The organism is Mycobacterium sp. 852002-51163_SCH5372311 (assembly GCF_001667115.1).
Taxonomy (GTDB): Bacteria; Actinomycetota; Actinomycetes; order Mycobacteriales; family Mycobacteriaceae; genus Mycobacterium.
The window spans coordinates 1-22019 of sequence record NZ_LZIJ01000031.1 but is presented as its reverse complement, the minus strand read 5'-3'; the positions used below and the strand labels follow the sequence as shown (position 1 = coordinate 22019).

General features: G+C 66.3%; 15 protein-coding genes, 1 tRNA gene and 1 pseudogene. 10 read left to right on the top strand and 7 right to left on the bottom strand.

Translation table 11 applies throughout. The annotated features are described in order from the left end of the window. Positions 1-7: 7 nt before the first annotated feature. Entirely contained in the window at positions 8-3157 is a 3150-nt protein-coding gene (locus A5791_RS04385) for an adenylate/guanylate cyclase domain-containing protein (RefSeq protein ID WP_231995800.1), read from the bottom strand. Between the two features lie 92 nt (positions 3158-3249). Between A5791_RS04385 and A5791_RS04380 the strand changes: the two genes are divergently transcribed. Next, positions 3250-6555, top strand: a complete 3306-nt coding sequence (locus A5791_RS04380) for a LuxR family transcriptional regulator (protein WP_231995799.1) — start codon at positions 3250-3252, stop codon at positions 6553-6555. A gap of 78 nt (positions 6556-6633) precedes the next feature. Here the strand turns inward: A5791_RS04380 and A5791_RS04375 are convergent, their stop codons facing one another. The 5 genes from A5791_RS04375 to A5791_RS04355 all read right to left on the bottom strand — a co-directional run bounded on the left by A5791_RS04375 (position 6634) and on the right by A5791_RS04355 (position 10362). Continuing rightward, positions 6634-7242: an LpqN/LpqT family lipoprotein gene (locus A5791_RS04375; RefSeq protein WP_067231819.1), complete on the bottom strand. Its 609-nt coding sequence runs from the start codon at positions 7240-7242 to the stop codon at positions 6634-6636. A gap of 23 nt (positions 7243-7265) precedes the next feature. Then, entirely contained in the window at positions 7266-7622 is a 357-nt protein-coding gene (arsC, locus tag A5791_RS04370) for an arsenate reductase (glutaredoxin) (RefSeq protein ID WP_067231703.1), read from the bottom strand. After that, positions 7623-8603 (bottom strand): ribose-phosphate diphosphokinase, encoded by a 981-nt coding sequence (locus A5791_RS04365; RefSeq protein ID WP_067231699.1) that lies wholly within the window; start codon positions 8601-8603, stop codon positions 7623-7625. Positions 8604-8705: 102 nt separating this feature from the next. Continuing rightward, positions 8706-10190, bottom strand: a complete 1485-nt coding sequence (gene glmU, locus A5791_RS04360; protein ID WP_067231816.1) for a bifunctional UDP-N-acetylglucosamine diphosphorylase/glucosamine-1-phosphate N-acetyltransferase GlmU — start codon at positions 10188-10190, stop codon at positions 8706-8708. A 97-nt stretch (positions 10191-10287) separates the two neighbouring features. Continuing rightward, positions 10288-10362, bottom strand: a tRNA-Gln gene (locus A5791_RS04355). A gap of 216 nt (positions 10363-10578) precedes the next feature. Between A5791_RS04355 and A5791_RS04350 the strand changes: the two genes are divergently transcribed. Continuing rightward, positions 10579-11172, top strand: a complete 594-nt coding sequence (locus A5791_RS04350) for a TetR/AcrR family transcriptional regulator (RefSeq protein ID WP_156660997.1) — start codon at positions 10579-10581, stop codon at positions 11170-11172. On the opposite strand, the pseudogene A5791_RS04345 reads toward A5791_RS04350, so the two are convergent. Then, a pseudogene (locus tag A5791_RS04345) lies at positions 11114-12118 on the bottom strand (hypothetical protein); the annotation flags it as partial. The gene A5791_RS04350 and the pseudogene A5791_RS04345 sit on opposite strands and share 59 nt — an antisense overlap. A 108-nt stretch (positions 12119-12226) precedes the next feature. Here A5791_RS04345 and mfd point away from each other — a divergent pair. The 8 genes from mfd to A5791_RS04305 form a co-directional block, all read left to right on the top strand. Beyond that, positions 12227-15892: a transcription-repair coupling factor gene (mfd, locus tag A5791_RS04340; protein ID WP_197504594.1), complete on the top strand. Its 3666-nt coding sequence runs from the start codon at positions 12227-12229 to the stop codon at positions 15890-15892. Positions 15893-15953: 61 nt separating this feature from the next. Next, entirely contained in the window at positions 15954-17054 is a 1101-nt protein-coding gene (locus A5791_RS04335; RefSeq protein ID WP_067231689.1) for a nucleoside triphosphate pyrophosphohydrolase, read from the top strand. A gap of 263 nt (positions 17055-17317) precedes the next feature. Continuing rightward, on the top strand, positions 17318-18043 hold the full coding sequence (locus tag A5791_RS04330) for a lytic transglycosylase domain-containing protein (RefSeq protein WP_067231686.1): 726 nt from the start codon (positions 17318-17320) through the stop codon (positions 18041-18043). 73 nt (positions 18044-18116) lie between these two features. Then, on the top strand, positions 18117-19406 hold the full coding sequence (eno, locus tag A5791_RS04325; protein WP_067231683.1) for a phosphopyruvate hydratase: 1290 nt from the start codon (positions 18117-18119) through the stop codon (positions 19404-19406). A gap of 5 nt (positions 19407-19411) precedes the next feature. Then, positions 19412-20074, top strand: a complete 663-nt coding sequence (locus tag A5791_RS04320) for a septum formation initiator family protein (protein ID WP_067231679.1) — start codon at positions 19412-19414, stop codon at positions 20072-20074. After that, complete coding sequence (locus tag A5791_RS04315; RefSeq protein ID WP_067231675.1) at positions 20067-20549, top strand: DUF501 domain-containing protein; 483 nt, start codon at positions 20067-20069, stop codon at positions 20547-20549. The genes A5791_RS04320 and A5791_RS04315 overlap by 8 nt, the downstream gene beginning before the upstream one ends. Further along, positions 20540-21493, top strand: a complete 954-nt coding sequence (locus A5791_RS04310) for a Ppx/GppA phosphatase family protein (RefSeq protein WP_156660992.1) — start codon at positions 20540-20542, stop codon at positions 21491-21493. Before A5791_RS04315 ends, A5791_RS04310 begins: the two co-directional genes overlap by 10 nt. Positions 21494-21762: 269 nt before the next feature. After that, on the top strand, positions 21763-22019 hold a 257-nt coding region (locus A5791_RS04305), incomplete at its 3' end, for a hypothetical protein (RefSeq protein ID WP_067231809.1).

Genomic DNA, 22019 nt, shown 5'->3' with positions numbered 1-22019 from the left:
GCCCCGCTCAAACTACTGGCGCCCGAGCAAGTTCCGGCCATGAAAAGTCACGAGGTATGCGCGCCAAGGCGTTGGCGACGGCGGAAGTTGCCTCCTCACCGCGAAGCTCGTAATCATCCAGCGCGGACCGCAACTCGAACAATCGCGCGCCTTGGCGGCGGGCCAGTTCGAGCGCGGCGCCGATGTCAGCGCGGCGGGCGGCCTCGTCGTCCCGGGTTTGCGCGCGTAGTCGCAGCAACTCGGCGTCATAGCAGCACATCCCGGTGCGCCGAGCCAACGACAGTCCCAACTCAAGGCGCTCGCGTGCCGCCGCGGGTTGGCCGGCGCCGATCAACAGCCGCCCCAGGATGACGTCGTACCCGGTGACGAACAAATGCGCCTCGAACGTTCGGAAGGAGTCGAGCAGTGACGTCAGGGTCGCGATGTGACTGTGCAGACCGGCCTGATCGCCGGCGTCGAGCGCCGCCAGGCCGCGAGCTGCGGTCTGACAGGTGACACCCACCAGCTGCCACACCTCGAAGCCGTGCCGCTCACCGCGAGCAGTCAGCTCGGCAGCCAGACTTGCGACGGTCTCGACCTGGCCGGCTTCGAATCGCATCGCGATCTCGATCAACTGCGCGTAGCAGACGGTGTATGGGCCAGACGGGAATCCGAGCTGCTCGCTTCGACACAGGGCCCGGGCCAGCTCGCTTTCGGCGCCGATCAAATCACCACCCATGAAGCGGGCAAACGCCAGATGCGTGTGGGCATACGTCAGCGGTTCGTTGGCCACATACCAGCCTGGCTCGTGCAGATAGACGCTGTTCTGGTCCATGTCGGCCAAGCCGGCGATGGCCCGTTGGAGAAGGCTGGTAGCGGAGTCGTATTCGCCGCGCAGCAGCATCACCAGCCCGCGGTAGGCCTCGATCACCGGAGCGAACCAGTCGCGGCCGTGCTCGACGCCGGCGCGCAGCGACTCGAGCACCTGTTCCACCTGGTCGAGGTCGGCGCGCGTGACGTAGTAGCCAGCCAGCGCGGCCAATGTGGCGAAAAGTTCCTCGTCCCGCAGGTCAGTGCCGGCCAGCTGTAGGCATCTCTCGTAATCCACTGCGGCAGAGCGACTTTGATAGCCTTCGGTGGCACCGGCGAGGCGTCCGCTTTCCAGGCGTAGTCCCATTTCGAGACTGTCGCGGTCAGGGCCCGGCGTGGCTCGGTCGAGCTGCTCGATGGCCCGGGTCAGGTAGGTACGGGCCTCCGCAAGCGCGCCGCGAAGCCGCGCATCCGCCGCTGCGTCCTGCAAGGCCGCGGCGGCCTCGAAGAACCGTTCGGCGCTCTCGTTGTGCCCGGCGATCAGCTGCCAATCCGGGTCCGCGCTTTCAGACAGCGCGTCGGCCACCCTGGCATGCAGCGATCGGCGCACACTGGGAGGCGCCAATTCGGCGGCGACCTCGCGGAGCAGTTCATGGCGGAACCGCCACGTATCGGCACCCCACCACTCGAGTACCGAAGCGTCTTCAAGCTCGCCGATGACGTCGTCAACCTCGTCGTCTGCAAGTTTGACCACCGAGCACAACAGACCCCGGTCGACGTGGCGGCCAATGGCGGCCGCCGCCTCCAGCACGGGAACCACTCTGGGGCTGGCGCGAAGCCGGGCGAACAACGGCTCGTACAACGTTTCCGGCACCCCCGTCTGGCCAACGCCGTTGACGACCTGCTCGATATAGAAGGGCACCCCGTCGCACCGTTGGGCCACCGCCGTCCGTTCATCTGCGGTGAGGTTGGGGTCCAGCGCGGTGATCAACATGTCGGCCTGCTCGTCGGTCAATGGCGTCAGATCGAACAGCTGGTGCGGCCACCCGGCGGGCAGCCAATTCCCGGGGCGCCCGGTGATCACCACGAGCAGCCGACCCTGGGCCGCGCCGAGCAGCGCGGTCAGCACCTCGCGCGTCGACGGATCGAACCAGTGCACATCCTCAGCCACTACCAGTCCGGGCCCGTGGCCGACACATGTCAGCAGATAAGTTTGCACCGCCTGTGCGATCGACTCGTACAGTTTGCGGCCCTCCGCAGCCACCTGCTGGTAGCCGGTGTCGATGCCCAGCACTGGCGCCAACAGTGGCACTGTGCTCTGCGGATCCAGGCCGCGGGCACGAACTTCGTTGTCCAGCAACCGCAGTCGTTGAGCGTGGTCGGTATTGCGGGCGATGCCGCAGCGATACTCCAACAACGTGCGTACCGGGTACAGGCCGGCGTCGGTGTGAAACGGCGACCCGGCCAATTCCAGGACCACGGCCTCGTCGGCCAATTCGACGGCAGCCGCCACCAGCCGGGACTTCCCTATCCCAGGCTCGCCCCGGAACACCAACCCCGGAATGCCCAATGTTCCGGCTTTCGCCTGCTCCCAAGACTGTTGCAGGTGCGTCAATTCGGCGTCACGCCCGACCAGTGGACCGTGACCCGGATTCTGCACCGGCGCACGCTCGGCCAACACGCGGAAGTGCGTGATCGGATCCTCGACGCCCTTGACCAGCGCTGCCGGCCGAGCCTCCAACTCGAAGTTGTTGCGTACCAACGTCTCGACGGCGTCAGAAACCACGACCGCGCCCGGTGGAGCCAGACCGCAGACGCGCGCCGCCAGGTTGGCGGCCAGCCCGTAAACGTCGTCCTGGACGGTATCCAGATACACCAGGCCGCGATGCACCCCGATCCTGACGTTGATTTCGATTCCGAAGCGGCGGCGGGCCTGTTCACTGAGTTTGGCTACTTCGCGGGTGATTTCGAGGCCCGCCTGTATCGCGCGGCGCACATCATCCTCGTGGGCGATCGGATGGCCGAACACCGCGAGCAATCCGTCGCCTTTGGTGGAGCCGACGTGACCCTCGTAGCGATTAACGGCACGCAGTACCTGCTCGCGATAGCGACCCACCAGCAGGCGATAGGTCTCGGGCTCGACCCGAGTCGACAACACCGTCGAATCCACCAGGTCGGCAAAGAAAATGGTCAATCGGCGGATCTCACCGGGATTGCCTGGCACGGCCAATAGGTCTTCGGCCTCGGCGTTGGCGCTGTCAGCAGCCAGCACCTGAGCGGCCAGGGCGGTCGCGGCGGCGCGGTCACCGCGGTTGATCGCAGCGACCGCACGATCCAGCAACTCTTCAATCGGTCGACCATCGGTCACCTGGATATCGTGGCACCCTACGCGGGCCGGCGGAGGTATCTGCGCGCTCTGGCGGATGTTTTGCATAGGTTGCGACGGCGATGCTGGCTACCATGAGCCAACACGTGGAGATGCCGACGCTGACCTGGAGTGAGTTGGGTGTGAGCGAGTTGTTGCCGACTGGGACGGTGACGTTGCTGCTCGCTGATGTCGAGGGGTCGACGCGGTTGTGGGAGTCTCAGCCCGAGCAGATGACAGCGGCGCTGGCGGTACTGAACCGCACGGTGGATGAGACCGTCGCGGCGTATGGCGGGGTGCGTCCGGTGGAGCAGGGTGAGGGCGATAGCTTCGTGGCGGCGTTCGCGCGGGCGTCCGATGCGGTGGCGTGTGCCTTGGCGTTGCAGCGGGCGCCGCTGGCCCTGCTGAGGGTGCGCATCGGTATGCATACCGGTGAGATTCAGTTGCGCGACGAGGGCAACTACGTCGGTCCGACGATCAACCGCACGGCACGATTGCGCGATCTGGCGCATGGCGGCCAAACCGTGCTGTCGGGCGTGACGGAATCGTTGGTGGTGGATCGGTTGCCTGAGGATGTGTGGTTGACGGAGTTGGGCAGTTATCCGCTGCGGGGGGTGCCGCGTCCGGAGCGCGTGGTGCAGTTGTGTCATCCGGATTTGCGTAATGAGTTTCCGCCGTTGCGGGTGCGTAGTGTCGTTGCGTCGCACAATCTTCCGGTTCAGTTGACGAGTTTCATTGGGCGCCAGGGGCAGATGACGGAGTTGCGTGAGCTGGTCGCGGGTAATCGGCTGGTGACGTTGACCGGTGCCGGCGGTACTGGCAAGACGCGCCTTGCCGTCGAAGTGGCCGCTCAGTTGAATGCCGAGTTCTCTGACGGCATCTGGTATGTCGCCCTGGCGCCGATCACCAATGCGGCGGTGGTTCCCGTTACGACCGCTCGCACGCTCGGTCTGCCGGACCAGCCGGGGCGCTCGACCATGGACACGCTGGTGCGGTTCTTCGGCGAGAAGACGATGTTGTTGCTGCTGGACAACTGCGAGCATCTGCTCGATGCGTGCGGGACCATGATCGTCGAACTGCTGGGTGCGTGCCCGCGTTTGACGGTGCTCGCCACCAGCCGGGAGCCGCTGGGGGTACCGGGCGAGCTGGCCTGGCTGGTGCCGTCGTTGTCCCTTGCCGACGAGGCCGTCGAGTTGTTCAGCGACCGTGCTCGCCATGCGCGACCCGAATTCATTGTGAGCGAAGAGAATACGAATCTCGTCAAAGAGATCTGCACACGCCTGGATGGTATGCCCTTGGCGATTGAGCTTGCCGCAGCGCGTATTCGGGCATTGTCGCTCAAGCAGATCGTGGACAGCCTGCATGACCGGTTCCGGTTGCTGACCGGCGGTGCGCGCACGGCGGTGCGGCGTCAGCAGACCCTGCGCGCTTCGGTGGACTGGTCGCATGCACTACTGACCGAACCGGAGCGGGTCTTGTTCCGGCGGCTTGCGGTATTCATGGGCGGGTTCGACCTCGATGCCGCCCAGGCCGTCGGCGCCACCAGCACAGCGGAGACCTACCAACTCCTGGATTTGCTGACCCTATTGGTCGACAAATCCCTCGTCGTTGCCTCCGAAACCAGCATCGACACAGGTGCGGGAATGCGCTATCGATTGCTGGAAACCATCCGTCAATACGCGCAAGAAAAACTGGGTGAGTCCGGCGAGGCCGTCGAGATCCGAACGCGCCATCGCGACTACTACGCGACTACGGCGGCGGAGCGTGAAGCACTTGGCCACGCCCACGATGAGCAGTTGTTGCGCTGGGCTCAAACCGAAATCGACAACCTGCGAGCCGCGTTCGCGTGGAGCCGGGAGAACTCCGAGCCCGAGACGGCCCTGCGGCTCATATTGTCGTTGCGGCCGTTGTGGTTACGGGGCGGGCGTGCGCAGGAAGCGCTGGCTGGAATAGACGCCATCTTGAGCGACGAGGCCAACGCGGACATCGAACCGGCGGTGTGGGCGAGCGCGGCGGCCCACGAAGCCATCATCGCTGCGCAGGTCGGTGCGTTAACACCCCCGGATCGCCCACAAAGGGCGCTGGCCCTCGCTCGTCAGCTCGACGACCCGGCGTTGATCGCGCGCGCCCTCATCGCCTGCGGGGTGCGCGCCGCCAGCACCGCCGAAGGGTCCCACTCTTACTTCGCGGAGGCGATTGACCTCGCCCGCGCAGCGGGTGATCAGTGGAGCCTCTGTCTGGTCTGCAGCTATTACGCGACCGCCAGCGTCATAGCCGGTGACCCGACCGCAGCGCTCCCGGCCGCAGAACAGGGGCGTGACCTCGCCGACGCGCTCGGCGACCGATTCTATTCACGGAACAACCGATTGTGGCTCGGCTTAGCGCTGATGTTGCAGGGAAACCTCACGCAGGCAAGCGAAACCGTCCGGGCCGTGGCTGACGATGCCGACATGGATGGAGATCTGACCACGGCGATCTTCGCTCGGCTATGTCATGGCGCCGGGCTCGCACACCAGGGTGAGGTGTCAGGCGCGCGCACCGAGGCGCAATCCGTCCTGGCCGCCGCCGAGGCGATCGGCGGCGTCATGGAAGACGGGGTGTATGCGGTGTTCGCTGCGGCTGCTCTTGCCGACGGCGACGCAGCGGCAGCATTTACGGCAGCCGAAACCGCCTGGCAGCACACCAATCAGCTGCGCGAAAGGTTCACTAGAACCTTGACCCCTACGGCCGAGGCCGCCTTGGCGTGCGGGGACCTGGTGACCGCCCGACGTTGGGCTGACGAAACCGTCGAAGCGCTAGCCGGATGGCCCCGAGCGTTCACGCTGATAGTGCGGGCATATGTTGCGATCGGGCAGGGTGAGCCGGAGCAAGCTGAGCGCGACGCCCATGACGCGCTCACCATCGCCGCACAGACTCGGGGATACCTGCGGGTGGACGACACTCTGGAATGCCTTGCCCGCCTTGCGGCCGACGATGGCAACTACGCGTACGCGGCGCGTCTGTTGGGAGCGGCGGAGGCTGTACGGCAACGCATGAGGCACCCGCGCTACCCGATGTATCAAGCAGGCTATGACGCCGCCGTGGCAGCAGTCCAAGCGGCATTGGGACACAACGACTTTGACGCTGCCCGGGCCGAAGGTGCCGCGTTGTCGACCGAGGAGGCAATTGCTTACGCCCAGCGCGGTCGTGGCGAACGCAAACGCCCGACCACCGGCTGGCGCTCGCTGACGCCCATGGAGCGGGACGTCGTGCGTCTGGTCCGGGAGGGTCTGGGCAACAAGGAGATCGGCGCGCGGCTGTTCGTCTCCCCGCGTACCGTGCAAACCCATCTGACGCATGTATACGCCAAGCTCGGCCTGACGTCTCGCGTGCAGCTCGTCCAGGAAGCAACCCGCCACTAGTTAGCGCGGTCGCGAGAGTGCAACTACCGACGGCCTTACTCGAGAAACGCGTAGCTAGTTGCACTTTCGCGGTGGACGCTATTTCTTCGCGACGACGAATCCCCGAATGATCGCCTCGATGTCGTCACTCTGCTTGACCGCTTCGCCGGCCATGCTGGTGATGGTCAGCTGGACCATGTATCGCTGGTTCGTCGAGCCCGTCGGCAACACGATCCGGTTCCAGCTGTGCATGCGCCCGCTTCGTGCGTCGTAGCTGCCCTCGACCATCGACGACGGAAAGCCGTTGAACGGCGCCATAGAGGCATTCAGTTGGTGAAAGCCTTCGGGCATATCGGCATTGGCGTGTTTGATCGCTTCGGCGGGATCGAAGCTTCCGCGCAGCTTGAACACGACCAGCAGGGCCGCCGGGAAGTTGTCGCCCTTGGCGAGCATCACCGCGTTCGGGTGCGCCTTCGGATCACCGTGCGGCCCCCACCCCGGCGGCGTGGGAATGGACACGGTGAGATCGGGAACGTCACCCGGTGGCACCGGCTCGCCGTTGACGCCGATGCTCTCCAGGTATTCCGAGAGGGGGGCGGGCTTGCCGGTGGTGGTGGTTGTCGTCGCTGCTGCGCTGCTTGTCGTGGACAAGACCGATTGGAAGTCAGGCGATTTCGGCCCGCAGGCGACCGCGCCCAACGCGGCCATCGTGACCGCAGCCACACAGCGCTTCACAGAATCTCGCGGACAGCGTCGACAGGCCGTGCCAGCCGAGTGCCCTTCGGCGTGACGACAAACGGTCGTTCGATCAAAATCGGATGCTCGGCCATCGCGTCGAGCAATTCGTCGTCGCCCGCATCGGCGAGGCCGAGTTCCGCGTACAAGGGTTCACGCTTGCGTACCGCCGTGCGCACGTCGATCCCGGCGTCGCGGATCATGCGTACCAGCTCTGCCCGCGACGGCGGCGTCTTCAGATACTGGACGATCTGCGGCTCGATACCGTTGTCCCGCAACAAGTCCAGCGTCTTACGCGAGGTGCTGCACTTGGGGTTGTGGTAGATGACAGTGTCGCCCGAACCAGAACCCATCTAGGCGTCTCCGTCGAAAAGCCCTGTGACTGAGCCATTTTCGAAAACAGCGCGAATGGTGCTGGCCAGCAGCGGCGCGATGGACAAGACCGTCAGCTGCGGGAAACGCTTCTCCTCGCCGATCGGCAACGTGTTCGTCACGATCACCTCGCGCGCTCCGCACCCGGCCAAACGTTCGGCGGCCGGGTCGGACAGGACGCCGTGGGTGGCCGCAATGATCACGTCGCCGGCGCCGTCGTCATGCAGAAGCTTTACCGCGCCGGCAATGGTGCCGCCGGTGTCGATCATGTCGTCGATCAGCACACAGGTGCGGCCGGCGACCTCACCGACCACGCGGTTGGACACCACCTGGTTGGGCACCCGCGGGTCGCGGGTCTTGTGAATGAAGGCCAGCGGAACGCCGCCCAACGCGTCGGCCCACTTCTCGGCAATGCGCACCCGGCCGGAATCGGGGGAGACCACGACCATGTTGCCGTCCGGGTAGTTGTCCCTGATGTAGCCGGTCAGCAGGTTCTGTCCGCGCATGTGGTCGACGGGTCCGTCGAAGAAGCCCTGGATCTGGTCGGTGTGCAGGTCGACCGTCACGATCCGGTCGGCGCCGGCGGTCTTGAGCAGGTCGGCGACCAGTCGCGCCGAGATGGGTTCGCGACCGCGGTGCTTCTTGTCTTGGCGGGCGTAGGGGTAAAACGGCAGGACCGCGGTGATCCGCTTGGCGCTGCCCCGCTTCAGCGCGTCGATCATGATCAGCTGTTCCATCAGCCACCGGTTGACCGGGGCTGGATTGGACTGCAGCACGAACGCGTCGCAGCCGCGCACCGACTCGTGGAACCGCACGAAGATCTCGCCGTTGGCGAACTCGCGCGCCGTTTGTGCGGTGACGTGGACGTCGAGCTCTTTCGCCACCTGCTCGGCCAGCTCTGGATGCGCGCGGCCGCTGAACAGCATCAGATTTTTGCGATTATCGGTCCAGTCGTGGCTCAACGTGCTGCCCTCGCGCGTTCGGGATCGATCGAGATCAAAACGGACTACTCATCGTACGTAGCGAAGAGTACCGGCAAATTGGCGGGTAGCCGGGAAACGAACTCACGGTTTCTGTTCGGATTCGGCCGCCTGAGCAGCGCGCCTAGCGGCCTCGGCCGCTTCTGCGGCCGCAGTCCCCGGGCGCTTGCGCTGGACCCAGTTCTCGATGTTGCGTTGCGGGCCCGCCGACACCGCCAGCGCTCCCGGCGGGACGTCCTCGCGGACCACCGTGCCGGCCCCGGTGTAGGCGCCGTCGCCGACGGTCACCGGCGCCACGAACATGGTGTCCGAGCCGGTGCGCACGTGCGAGCCGATGGTAGTCCGCCGCTTGGTGGTGCCGTCGTAGTTGACGAACACGCTGGACGCGCCGATATTGCTGTGCTCGCCGATGTCGGCGTCCCCGACATAGGTCAAATGCGGCACCTTGGTGCCGGCGCCGATGGTGGAGTTCTTGGTCTCGACGAACGCGCCGAGCTTCCCGTCGGCCCCCAATACGGTCCCGGGCCGCAGGTAGGTGAACGGCCCGACGGTCGCGCCGTCGCCGATAGACGACTCGCTTCCGTGGGTCCGGCAGACTGTTGCGCGGTCACCGACGCTGACGTCGGTCAGGGTGGTGTCCGGCCCGACGACGCAGCCACCACCGATCCGGGTGCGGCCGAGCAGCTGAGTTCCGGGGTAGATGGTCGTGTCGCGGCCGATCGTCACGTCGACGTCGATCCAGGTGGTGGCGGGATCGACGACGGTGACCCCGGCCAGTTGGTGGGCGGCCACGATCCGGCGATTGAGCTCGGCGCCCAGCTCGGCCAGCTGAACCCGGTTGTTGACGCCGGCTACCAGTGCGCTGTCGTCGATGTGCCGGGCGCTGACGGTCTGCCCGTCGCGGCGCAGGATGGCGATGACGTCGGTCAGATAAAGCTCCTGCTGGGCGTTGTCGGAGCTCAGTCGGCTCAGCGCGGAGCGCAGCGCGCCGATGTCGAAGGCGTAGACCCCGGTGTTCACCTCGCGGATGCCGCGTTGCGATGCCGTGGCGTCGGTTTGCTCGACGATCGCCATGACCTCGTCGTCCTGAGTGCGCAGGATGCGGCCGTAGCCGTGTGGATCGTCCAGCGTCGTGGTCAGCACCGTGACGGCAGCTTTGCCTTCGGGGTGGGTCGCACCGTGGGTGGCGATCAGATCGGCCAGCGTATCGGCGTCCAGCAGCGGGGTGTCGCCCGCGACGACGACGACGATTCCGGCATAGTCAGCGGGCAGCGCCGACAGGCCGCACAGGACGGCATGCCCGGTGCCCAGCGGCTGATCCTGCAGCGCGACCTCGATGCTGCGTCCGAGGGTATCGGCCAGCTCCGCGACCAGAGGGGAAATCCGTTGGTGGTCATGGCCGAGCACCACCACCAGATGCTGGGGTGCCAGCTTCGTCATGGTGTGCAGCGAATGCGACAGCATGCTGCGTCCGCCCAGGGTGTGCAGCACCTTCGGGGTGTCCGATCGCATGCGTGTGCCGGGCCCGGCCGCCAGGACGACGACCGCGGTGTCACCACGAAAGGTCATCAAGTCTCCTTCGGTCGCGAGCGTGCGCGGTTGTACGCCGACACGCCGTTAAGCGTGGCATTCCATGCCCGCTCGCGGCAAAGAACTGGTCGATATGTGGCTCCGTCGCCAGGACTCGAACCTGAACTATCTGAACCAAAATCAGAGGTGCTGCCGATTACACCACGACGGATTGCTTAACAACGGCGGGCGGCCCGCGCCCCCAAGACTTTAGTCGAGTGTGAAATGTCGGCGTTGAGCCTGCGGCTATGGCGTGGAATGTCGAGTGGGGCTCGCCGTAGGCGCAGACTCAACGCGGTCAGTGAACGGGCGAATGCGCAGCGCACAAACCGATACCCTTGTTGACGTGGCAGCACCGGGCAAGGAAGTGCGGGCCCCCCGCGCACGGATGACGGGCAACGAACGCCGCCTCCAGCTAATCGGCATCGCGCGCTCCTTGTTCGCCGAACGGGGCTATGACGGGACCTCGATCGAGGAGATCGCGCAGCGGGCCAACGTGTCCAAACCCGTCGTCTACGAGCACTTCGGCGGCAAAGAGGGCCTGTATGCGGTGGTCGTCGACCGGGAGATGTCGGCGCTGCTGGACGGCATCACTTCGTCGCTGACCAACAACCGCTCCCGGGTTCGCGTCGAGCGGGTCGCGCTGGCACTGCTCACCTATGTCGAGGAGCGCACCGACGGCTTCCGCATCATGATCCGCGACTCGCCGGCCTCGATCAGCTCGGGCACCTACTCCAGCCTGCTCAACGATGCCGTCAGCCAGGTCAGCTCCATCCTGGCCGGCGACTTCGCCCGCCGCGGGCTCGACCCCGACCTGGCCCCGCTGTATGCCCAGGCACTAGTCGGCTCGGTGTCTATGACGGCGCAATGGTGGCTCGACACACGGGAGCCCAAAAAAGAAGTTGTCGCCGCGCACCTGGTCAACCTGATGTGGAACGGCCTGACGCACCTCGAAGCCGATCCGCAGCTGCAGGACGAGTAGCTGATAGGCCGGGTTCGACCACGACGGCCGGACGGGGGAAGTGCTCGGCGGCGCAGCCCTCGTCGAGGGCGTCCTCGATTACCGCGGCCAGCTGATCGAGGCTGAGCTCCGCTCCGCCGCGCTCGCAATCGCCACCGAGACCGATTGGTGGCGACCCGCTTCGCCCGGCGTCGCCGCGCTCGCGATCGCCACCGAGACCGATTGGTGGCGACCCGCTTCGCCCGGCGTCGCCGCGCTCGCGATCGCCACCGAGACCGATGTTCAGTTCGGTCAGGATGACGCCGTGCCTGGCGCGGATGTCGGCCATCGCGGCGATCATCCGGTGAATCGTTTCGCCGTACAGTGCCGGATCGGTGACCTGCGAGCCGATGTGGCAATGCAGCCCGATCAAGTCGAGGGTGGGGTGCGCAAGTACGTGTTCGACCGCCTCGGCGGCCCGGTCGCCGTCCAACGTGAACCCGAACTTCTGGGCGCTGATCCCGGTGGTGACCGCGCGGTTTCCTTGGATGTCGACATCGGGCGTCACCCGCACGAGCACCCGCTGGCGCCGCTTTGCCAGGCTGGCGAGGTAGGCGATCTCGATGTCCGAGTCGACGACAATGCGCCCGACCCCGACGGCCACCGCGTCGGGCAAATCCTCGGGCGACTTTGCGTTGCCATGCATGATGATGCGGGCCGGATCCACACCGCCGGCCAGGGCGACAGCCAGTTCACCAGGCGAGCAGACATCGATACCGAGCCCCTCCTCGTGCGCCCAGCGCGCCACCGCGGTTGTCAGCAGCGACTTGCCGGCATAGACCACCTCTACGTCCCGCAGGCTTTTGCGATAGCGGCGCGCGCGATACCGGAAGTCTTCGTCGGAAGAGGTAGTCGTCGGCCAGATCGCCGGATCGAACCGCCGCGGAGCGGCCTTGCCGATGGAAGGCAGCATGTCCAGCAATGTCATGCATTCAACGTGCGCCCGAGCGAGCCTTCAAGCCGATTTCCTTACGCTTCCTTGACGCCGCCCGGCCCAATATTGACGATTTTTGCCGCCCCTAGAATGGGATGCATCATGACCGCACCGGGGCCTGGCAGCCCAGATACCCCGATCGCGGGGCTCGTCGAATTGGCGTTGACAGCGCCGACATTCCAGCAGCTGATCGCGCGCGCCTCCGATCGACCCGACGAATTGACGCTGGTCGGACCGGCCAGCGCACGCCTGTTCGTGGCCTGCGCACTGGCTCGGCAAGGCCCGTTGCTGGTAGTGACCGCGACCGGCCGGGAAGCCGACGACCTGAACGCCGAACTGCGCGGCGTGTTCAGCGAGGCGGTGGCGGTGTTCCCGTCCTGGGAGACGCTGCCGCACGAACGGCTATCGCCCGGCGTCGACACCGTCGGCACCCGGTTGTTGGTGCTGCGGCGGCTGGCCCACCCCGATGACGCCCGGCTGGGCCCGCCCCTGCGTGTGGTGGTCACGCCGGTGCGCTCGCTGCTGCAGCCGATGACCCCGCAACTGGGCCTGGTCGAACCGGTCAGCTTGTCCGTCGGTGAGGAGATCGAGTTCGAAGACGTGATCGCCCGGCTGGTCGACCTGGCCTACACCCGGGTCGACATGGTGGGCCGGCGCGGCGAGTTCGCGGTCCGCGGCGGGATCCTCGACGTGTTCCCCCCGACCGCCGAACACCCGGTCCGCGTCGAGTTCTGGGGCGACGAGGTCAGCGAAATGCGGATGTTCTCGGTCGCGGACCAGCGCTCCATCCCCGAGATCGCGGTCGAAACCCTCGTCGCCGTCGCCTGCCGGGAACTGCTGCTGACCGACGATGTCCGGGCCCGCGCCGCCGCGCTGGCCGAACGGCACCCCGCCGACGAGGGCGCGATCACCGGCACGCTCACCGACATGCTGACCAAGCTCGCCGAGGGCATCCCGGTCGACGGCATGGAAGCCCTCCTCTCGGTGCTCCAGCCCGCGGAAGACGGGGCCCATGCACTGCTGACCGATCAGCTACCCGACGCCACACCGGTGCTGGTGTGCGACCCGGAGAAGGTGCGCACCCGCGCAGCCGACCTGATCAAGACCGGCCGCGAGTTCCTGGAGGCGTCGTGGTCGGTCGCGGCGATGGGCTCTCGAGACGATAAAGCGCCGCTGGACGTCGGTCAGCTGGGCGGATCCGGGTTCGCCGAGCTGGACGAGCTGCGCGCAGCCGCGGCCGGTTCGGGTCATCCGTGGTGGACCTTGAGCCAGCTCTCCGCCGAGTCGGCAATGGAGCTGGACGTCCGGACGGCGCCGTCCGCCCGCGGACATCAGCACGACATCGATGCGATCTTCGCGATGCTGCGCGCGCACGTCTCGACCGGTGGCTACGCCGCGGTGGTCGCGCCCGGGACCGGGACGGCACACCGGGTCGTGGAACGGCTGGCCGAATCCGACACCCCCGCCGCCATGCTGGACTGCGGCGCCTCGCCAAAACAAGGGATAGTCGGGGTGCTCAAGGGCCCGCTGCACGACGGCCTGGTGATACCGACCGCCAACCTGGTGATCATCACCGAAACCGACCTGACCGGCAGCCGGGCCACGAATGTCGACGGCAAGCGACTGGCGGCCAAGCGCCGCAACACCGTCGACCCGCTTGCGCTCACGGCCGGCGACCTGGTGGTGCACGACCAGCACGGCATAGGGCGGTTCGTGGAGATGGTCGAGCGCACGGTCAGCGGAGCGCGTCGGGAATATCTGGTGCTCGAGTACGCGTCGAGCAAGCGCGGCCACCAGGCCGACCGGCTTTATGTCCCGATGGATTCGCTGGATCAGCTGTCCCGCTATGTCGGCGGGCAGGCGCCGGCGCTGAGCCGGCTCGGCGGGAGCGACTGGGCCAACACCAAGACCAAGGCGCGCTCCGCGGTCCGCGAGATCGCCGGCGAGCTGGTCTCGTTGTACGCCAAGCGGCAAGCCAGCCCCGGACACGCGTTCGGCCCGGACACGCCGTGGCAGGCCGAGATGGAGGACGCCTTCGGTTTCACCGAGACCATCGACCAGCTCACTGCCATCACCGAGGTCAAGGCCGACATGGAGAAGCCGGTGCCGATGGACCGGGTGATCTGCGGCGACGTCGGCTACGGCAAGACCGAGATCGCGGTGCGGGCGGCGTTCAAGGCGGTCCAGGACGGCAAGCAGGTCGCCGTGCTGGTACCCACGACGCTGTTGGCCGATCAGCACTTGGAGACGTTCCGCGAGCGGATGGCCGGCTTCCCGGTGGTCGTCAAGGGTCTGTCCCGGTTCACCGATGCGACGGAGTCCCGTGCGGTGCTAGACGGCATGGCCGACGGATCGGTGGACGTCGTGATCGGTACCCATCGGCTGCTGCAGACGGCGGTCCGCTGGAAGGATCTGGGCCTGGTCGTGGTGGACGAGGAGCAGCGTTTCGGCGTCGAGCACAAGGAGCACATCAAGTCGTTGCGCACCCACGTCGACGTGCTGACCATGAGCGCCACGCCGATCCCGCGCACCTTGGAGATGAGTCTGGCCGGCATCCGGGAGATGTCGACGATCCTGACGCCGCCCGAGGACCGCTACCCGGTGCTGACGTATGTCGGCCCGCACGACGACAAGCAGGTCGCGGCCGCGTTGCGTCGCGAGCTGCTGCGGGACGGGCAGGCTTTCTACGTGCACAACCGGGTCAGCTCGATCGACCAGACCGCCGCCCGGGTGCGCGATTTGGTGCCTGAGGCGCGGGTGGTCGTCGCGCACGGCCAAATGCCGGAGGAGCTGTTAGAACGCACCGTGCAGGGGTTCTGGAACCGGGAATACGACATCCTGGTGTGCACCACGATCGTGGAGACCGGCCTGGACATCTCCAACGCCAACACGCTGATCGTCGAGCGGGCCGACACGTTCGGGCTGTCCCAGCTGCATCAGCTGCGCGGCCGGGTCGGGCGCAGTCGCGAACGCGGGTACGCCTACTTCCTCTACCCGCCGCACGCCCCGTTGACCGAAACGGCCTACGACCGGCTGGCGACCATCGCGCAGAACAACGAGCTGGGCGCGGGTATGGCGGTCGCTTTGAAAGACCTCGAAATCCGCGGCGCGGGAAACGTACTCGGCGTCGAACAGTCCGGGCACGTGGCGGGGGTCGGGTTCGATCTGTACGTGCGGCTGGTGGGTGAGGCCGTCGAGGCCTACCGCGCGGCCGCCGAGGGCAAGACGGTGACGACGGCCGAGGAGCCCAAGGACGTGCGCATCGACCGGCAGGTCGATGCGCACCTGCCGCCGGATTACATCGCCAGCGACCGGCTGCGACTGGAGGGCTACCGGCGCCTTGCCTCAGCAGGTGACGACGCTGCCGTCGCTGCCGTCGTAGACGAGCTCACCGACCGCTACGGGCCGCTGCCCGAACCGGCTCGACGACTGGTGGCGGTGGCGCGGCTACGGCTGCTGTGCCGTGCTGCCGGCATCACCGAGGTTTCGGCGCCGTCGGCGGCGACGGTGCGGTTGTCGCCGATGCTTTTGCCGGATTCCGCCCAGGTTCGGCTGAAGCGCATCCATCCGGCAGCGAGCTACCGCGCCACCACGTCGACGGTTCAGGTCCCGATCCCGCGGGCCGGCGGTGTCGGTGCGCCTCGCATCCGCGATGTCGAATTGGTCCAGATGGTCGCCGACTTGGTAACTGCCCTTGAGGGCAAACCGCAGCAGGAAATTGGTATAACGGGCCCTGCAGCGACTTCGAGTGAGGAGCGCCAAGCGTGATAATCCGCGCCGGCGACGATATGGCGCGCAGCGACGAAAAGGACGGGGAGGAGCGGCGCAAATGATCGTCGTGTTGTGCGACCCACGCCGCCCGTCGCTGGTGCCCGTCGAAGCCATCGAATTCCTCAGCGGCGAAGTGCAGTACACCGAGGAGATGCCCGTCGCGGTGCCCTGGTCGCTGCCCGCCGCGCGCCCGGTGCACTCCGGAGATCCGGAAGCCCCAGCGCCGGTGTTGTTGTCGTCCGATGCCAATCACCCCGCCGTCACCGCGCGACTGGCCGCCGGCGCCCGGCTGATTGCGGCGCCGGCGACCCCGCGCGGCGAACGGCTTGTCGACGCCGTCGCGATGATGGACAAGCTTCGCGTCGCCGGGCCGTGGGAAAGTGAGCAGACTCATGACTCGTTGCGCAGGTACCTGCTGGAAGAGACCTACGAGCTGTTGGACGCGGTCCGCAGCGGCAACGCGGATCAGCTGCGCGAGGAGCTGGGCGATGTGTTGCTGCAGGTTCTCTTTCATGCGCGTATCGCCGAGGATGCGCCGCAGCTGCCCTTCACCATCGACGACGTCGCCGCAGCCCTGATCCGGAAGCTCGGCAATCGGGTGCCGGAAGTGCTTGCCGGAAAACCTATTTCGCTCGAAGCCCAGTTGGCTCAGTGGGAAGAGCGCAAGGCCGCCGAAAGGCCACGGCAGTCGGTGATGGACGACGTGCATACCGGCCAGCCGGCGCTGGCGTTGGCGCAAAAGGTGATTGAGCGAGTCGGCAACGCCGGGTTGCCTGCCGATCTGATCCCCGACGAGATCACCTCCATCTCGCTGTCGACCCATGTCGATGCGGAAAACTCGCTGCGCACAGCCGTTTTGGAGTTCGCCGACACGGTTCGCCGCGTCGAGAGGTCAATCGCCGCCGCACGTCGTGGCGACGACGTTGCCGAGGAGTTCGATGTGGCTCCGCTGGGCGCGGTCACCGAGGACGAGTGGCGCGCCTACTGGCCGCCCGCTGCACCGGCCGTCGTCGCGCCGGAAGCCGACGAAGCCGACGAAGCCGACGAAACCGAGGAAGCCGACGAAACCGAGGAAGCCGACGAAGCCGAGGAAGGCGACGAAGCCGACAAGCCGAAGGCATCCAGCGGCGGTTCGAAGAAGCGCAAAGGCCGTCGGTAGCACGTTTTATGGTCGCGGCGGGCCGGTTCCCCGCAACTTCGTTTCAGCGATCGGCTAAATGTTTGCTATGACTACCGGGCGTCGAAGTCGTCGGGTCCGATTTGCTAGCCAGAATTATCTGCAGCTAATCGAAAAATCGCTGAAATGTTGGCCTTCCCGGCCAGTGGAAACGGGGTTGCCGGCGATCCCATGGGACGATGTTGATGGGCTAGCCGGAAATAAGAGGAAATGCACGCGGAGTCGTGGAAGCCAAAGTAAGCACTGTGTCGCCGAGACGTTGGTTGCGGGCGGTCGCCGTTATCGGTGCGACCGCCATGCTTTTGGCGTCAAGTTGTACCTGGCAGCTCAGCCTTTTCATCCCCGACGGGGTGCCGCCGCCGTCGGGTGACCCAGTGCCGCCGGTGGATACCTATGCCCGTGGCCGGCCCGCGGATCAGTTGCGTGATTGGGCGGAGAAGCGCGCTCCGGCACTGGAAATACCGGTGATCGCGCTCGAGGCCTACGCCTACGCCGCCCGGGTCGCCGAAGTCGAGAATCCCAAGTGCCATATCGCGTGGACCACGCTGGCCGGTATTGGGCAAGTAGAGAGTCATCATGGCACCTACCGGGGTGCGACGGTGGCTCCCAACGGGGATGTGACTCCGCCGATCCGGGGTGTTCACCTCGACGGAACCGGCGGCACGCTGCGCATCGTCGACGACAGTGGTCCATCGGACGGCAGCGGGGTGGTGCGGGCGATGGGTCCGATGCAGTTCATTCCGGAGACCTGGCGGTTGTACGGCGTCGATGCCAACAACGACGGCGCGGTCAGCGCGGACAACATCGACGATGCCGCGCTCTCGGCCGCAGGTTATTTGTGTTGGCGCGGAAAGGATCTCGCGACACCGCGAGGATGGATAACCGCGCTGCGGGCATACAACAACTCGGGCGTTTACGCGCGGGCGGTGCGGGACTGGGCGACCGCCTACGCGGCGGGTCACCCGCTGTAGAAGGATAGGGCGCTGACCCAGGCCTTACGCTAAAGGCTGCCGGGACCTTTCAGAGAGCGCAAAGGAGAACCCAGTGCCGATTATCGAGCAGGTCGGTGCCCGCGAGATCCTCGATTCCCGTGGCAACCCGACGGTCGAGGTCGAGGTCGCTCTGATCGACGGAACATTCGCCCGCGCAGCGGTGCCGTCCGGTGCGTCGACCGGCGAGCACGAGGCAGTCGAATTGCGCGACGGAGGCGATCGCTACGGCGGCAAGGGCGTGAAGAAAGCCGTGCAGGCCGTGCTCGATGAGATCGCCCCGGCGGTCATCGGACTCAACGCCGACGACCAGCGCCTCGTCGACCAGGCGCTGGTGGACCTGGACGGCACCCCGGACAAGTCACGGTTGGGCGGCAACGCGATTCTGGGGGTCTCCCTGGCCGTCGCCAAGGCTGCCGCGGATTCCGCCGAGCTGCCGCTGTTCCGCTACATCGGCGGCCCCAACGCGCACATTCTGCCGGTGCCGATGATGAACATCCTCAACGGCGGTGCCCATGCCGACACGGCCGTCGACATTCAGGAGTTCATGGTGGCCCCGATCGGTGCGCCCAGCTTCGCGGAGGCGCTGCGCTGGGGTGCCGAGGTGTACCACTCCCTCAAGTCGGTCCTCAAGAAGGAGGGGCTGTCCACCGGGCTGGGCGACGAAGGTGGCTTCGCGCCGGATGTCGCGGGCACCACCGCTGCTTTGGATTTGATCGGCCGGGCCATCGAGTCGGCCGGCTTCAAGCTGGGAACCGACGTGGGGCTGGCCCTGGACGCCGCGGCTACCGAGTTCTTCACTGAAGGCACCGGCTACAAATTCGAGGGCGCGACCCGCACCGCCGAGCAGATGGCCGAGTTCTACGGCGGCCTGCTCGGCCAGTACCCATTGGTGTCCATCGAAGATCCACTCTCCGAAGATGATTGGGACGGCTGGGCCGCTCTGACGGCGGCGATCGGCGACCGGGTGCAGATTGTCGGCGACGACATCTTCGTCACCAATCCCGAACGCCTCGAAGACGGCATCGAAAAGGGTGTGGCTAACGCATTGCTGGTCAAGGTGAATCAGATCGGCACCTTGACCGAGACGCTGGACGCGGTCGCCTTGGCACACCACAGCGGGTATCGCACGATGATGAGTCACCGCAGCGGCGAGACGGAGGACACCACGATCGCCGACCTGTCAGTGGCGGTCGGCAGCGGGCAGATCAAGACCGGTGCGCCGGCCCGCAGCGAGCGCGTCGCAAAGTACAACCAGTTGTTGCGGATCGAAGAGGCACTCGGTGACGCCGCGCGCTACGCCGGTGATCTCGCCTTCCCGCGATTCGCCCTGGACCCGAAATAGGTTGAATTAGCTTGGCAGCCAACGGGAAACGTCGCTCTCCGGCCTCGCGTCCGGGGAAAGCCGGTGACTCGGCTCGGGCCCGTCGCTCTGCCAAGCCCGCCAAAGCCGCCCAGGCTCCGCACGCCGGCGCGACGCGAAGCCTGCGCGAGCAGGTCATCGAACCCATCAAGCAGTCGATTACCGAATCGGTGGAACAGCGGTCCGAGCAGCGGCTGGGTTTCACCGCGCGGCGGGCCGCGATCCTGGCCATCGTCGTGTGCGTGCTGACGCTGACCATCGCCGGCCCGGTACGCACGTACTTTCAGCAGCAAACGGAGATGAATCAGTTGGCCGCGACCGAAGCTGCACTGCGCCAGCAGATCGGGGAGCTCCAGCAGCGCAAGGACAAGCTCGCCGACCCGGCCTACATCGCGGCGCAGGCCCGCGAGCGTCTCGGTTTCGTGAAGCCCGGGGATATCCCGTTCCAGGTGCAACTACCCGCGACGGCGACGGTGTCCCCGCAGCCGGGCCCTGACACACCGAAGCCGGCCAGCAACAACCCCTGGTACACCTCGCTGTGGCATACCATCGCCGACGCGCCACACTTGCCACCCACCGTCGGTCCGCCGGCCCCCTCCACAGAGCCTGGGCCACCGGGACTGCCCAAGCCCACGTCGCCCGGTGGTTGATCGCGCCGACCTGGAGGCGGTTGCGCGTCAGCTCGGTCGCGAGCCTCGCGGCGTGCTCGAGATCTCCTACCGTTGCGCCGACGGTCAGCCCGGCGTGGTGAAGACCGCTCCGAAACTTCCTGACGGCACGCCATTTCCGACGTTGTACTACCTGACGCATCCAGTGCTCACCGCGGCCGCGAGCCGGCTGGAGACCACCGGACTGATGCGTGAGATGACCGAGCGCCTGCATCAGGACCCCGAACTGGCCGCCGCATATCGGCGTGCACACGAGTCGTATCTGGCCGAGCGGGACGCGATCGAGTCGTTGGGCACCACCTACTCCGCCGGTGGCATGCCCGACCGCGTCAAGTGCCTGCACGTGCTGATCGCGCATTCGCTGGCCAAGGGACCGGGGATGAATCCGCTCGGTGACGAGGCGCTCTCACTATTGTCCGGCGAGCCGGGGACGGCGGAGGTGCTGCGTTGGCCGTGAGCCGGGTTGCCGCAATTGACTGCGGCACCAACTCAATTCGCTTGCTGATCGCCGATGTGGAGGCCGGGTTGGCAGGCTTGCGCGACGTGCATCGCGAGACGCGAATCGTGCGACTAGGGCAGGGAGTCGACGCGACGGGCCAGTTTGCGCCGGAAGCGCTGGCCCGAACCCGGGCGGCGCTGACCGACTACGCGGCGCTGCTCAAGGCGCACCGCGTCGAAAAGGTGCGGATGGTCGCCACGTCGGCCGCGCGAGACGTGGGCAATCGTGACGAGTTCTTCGCCATGACCGCCGACGTGCTGGGTGCGGTGATCCCTGGCGCGGTTGCCGAAGTGATCAGTGGCGATGAGGAAGCGTCGTTGTCGTTCCACGGGGCGATCGACGAATTGGACAGTGGCGGTGCGCCTTTCGTCGTCGTCGACTTGGGTGGGGGGTCGACCGAGATCGTGCTCGGCGAATCCGAAGTCGTGGCAAGCTATTCGGCCGACATCGGATGTGTGCGGCTTACTGAGCGGTGTTTGCACTCGGACCCGCCGGCACCGGAGGAAGTCGAGGCGGCACGCGGGATGGTGCGGGAACGGCTCGAAATCGCGCTGGGGGCGGTGCCGGTCGAAGGAGCCCGGACCTGGGTCGGGCTCGCCGGAACGATGACCACATTGTCGGCGCTGGCCCACAATATGAGTGTGTATGATGCTGCGGCCATTCACCTTTCGCGGGTCGCCATGGGTGATCTGCTGGCTGTCTGCGACGGGCTGATTGGCATGACGCGGTCTCGGCGGGCCGCGCTGCCGCCGATGCACGAGGGCCGGGCTGACGTGATCGGCGGGGGAGCGATCGTGGTGCAGGAGCTGGCGCGTGAGCTGCATGAGCGGGCGGGTATCGACGAGTTGACGGTGAGCGAACACGACATTTTGGACGGGATCGCGCTCTCGATTACGGGCTGAGTCACATCTGTCACACGCGTATCTGGAAGAGGGGCACACAACTGTTTGTCCACCTCAGCGCGACAACTGCGCTGTGGTCCGCAGTTGGTGCTGACGGCGGACGGTCTTCGGCATTCGGTTGTGAATCTACGGCTTTCGGTGTGACGTGAGGGCGGGGTTTTCGCCGTATGAGCGCCCAGGTTTCACACTGGACGCCATAGTTTCACACTGAACGCGATACGCCATACGCTCAGCCAGCCAATGTCGTACCGGCGTGCAACGATTCGCGCATGCAACTTCAAGGAATCGAGCTGCGCTACGTGCTGACGATGTATCTGTCGCAGAATGGGCCTGCGACCATCGTCGAACTAATCGATGCGCTTGACCGGTACGGCTTTTGCGTCCGCGGCAGGCCTTCGAAGGCGGTGTCAGACGCGTTGCGTTGGGAAATCGGCAGGCATCGGGTACGACGGCTGGGCCGTGGGATGTACGCACCGGCGTACATTCCACACGCAACTGAATACCGGATCATCAACCGGGTGCGGAC

Bases quoted from the DNA above. Each gene is read 5' to 3' on its own strand.
- glmU (WP_067231816.1), bottom strand. From the start codon at position 10,190: ATGACCTTTCGTGGTGACACCGCGGTCGTCGTCCTGGCGGCCGGGCCC.
- A5791_RS04380 (WP_231995799.1), top strand. From the start codon at position 3,250: ATGAGCCAACACGTGGAGATGCCGACGCTGACCTGGAGTGAGTTGGGT.
- A5791_RS04350 (WP_156660997.1), top strand. From the start codon at position 10,579: ATGACGGGCAACGAACGCCGCCTCCAGCTAATCGGCATCGCGCGCTCC.
- A5791_RS04335 (WP_067231689.1), top strand. From the start codon at position 15,954: ATGATCGTCGTGTTGTGCGACCCACGCCGCCCGTCGCTGGTGCCCGTC.
- arsC (WP_067231703.1), bottom strand. From the start codon at position 7,622: ATGGGTTCTGGTTCGGGCGACACTGTCATCTACCACAACCCCAAGTGC.
- mfd (WP_197504594.1), top strand. From the start codon at position 12,227: ATGACCGCACCGGGGCCTGGCAGCCCAGATACCCCGATCGCGGGGCTC.
- A5791_RS04375 (WP_067231819.1), bottom strand. From the start codon at position 7,242: ATGGCCGCGTTGGGCGCGGTCGCCTGCGGGCCGAAATCGCCTGACTTC.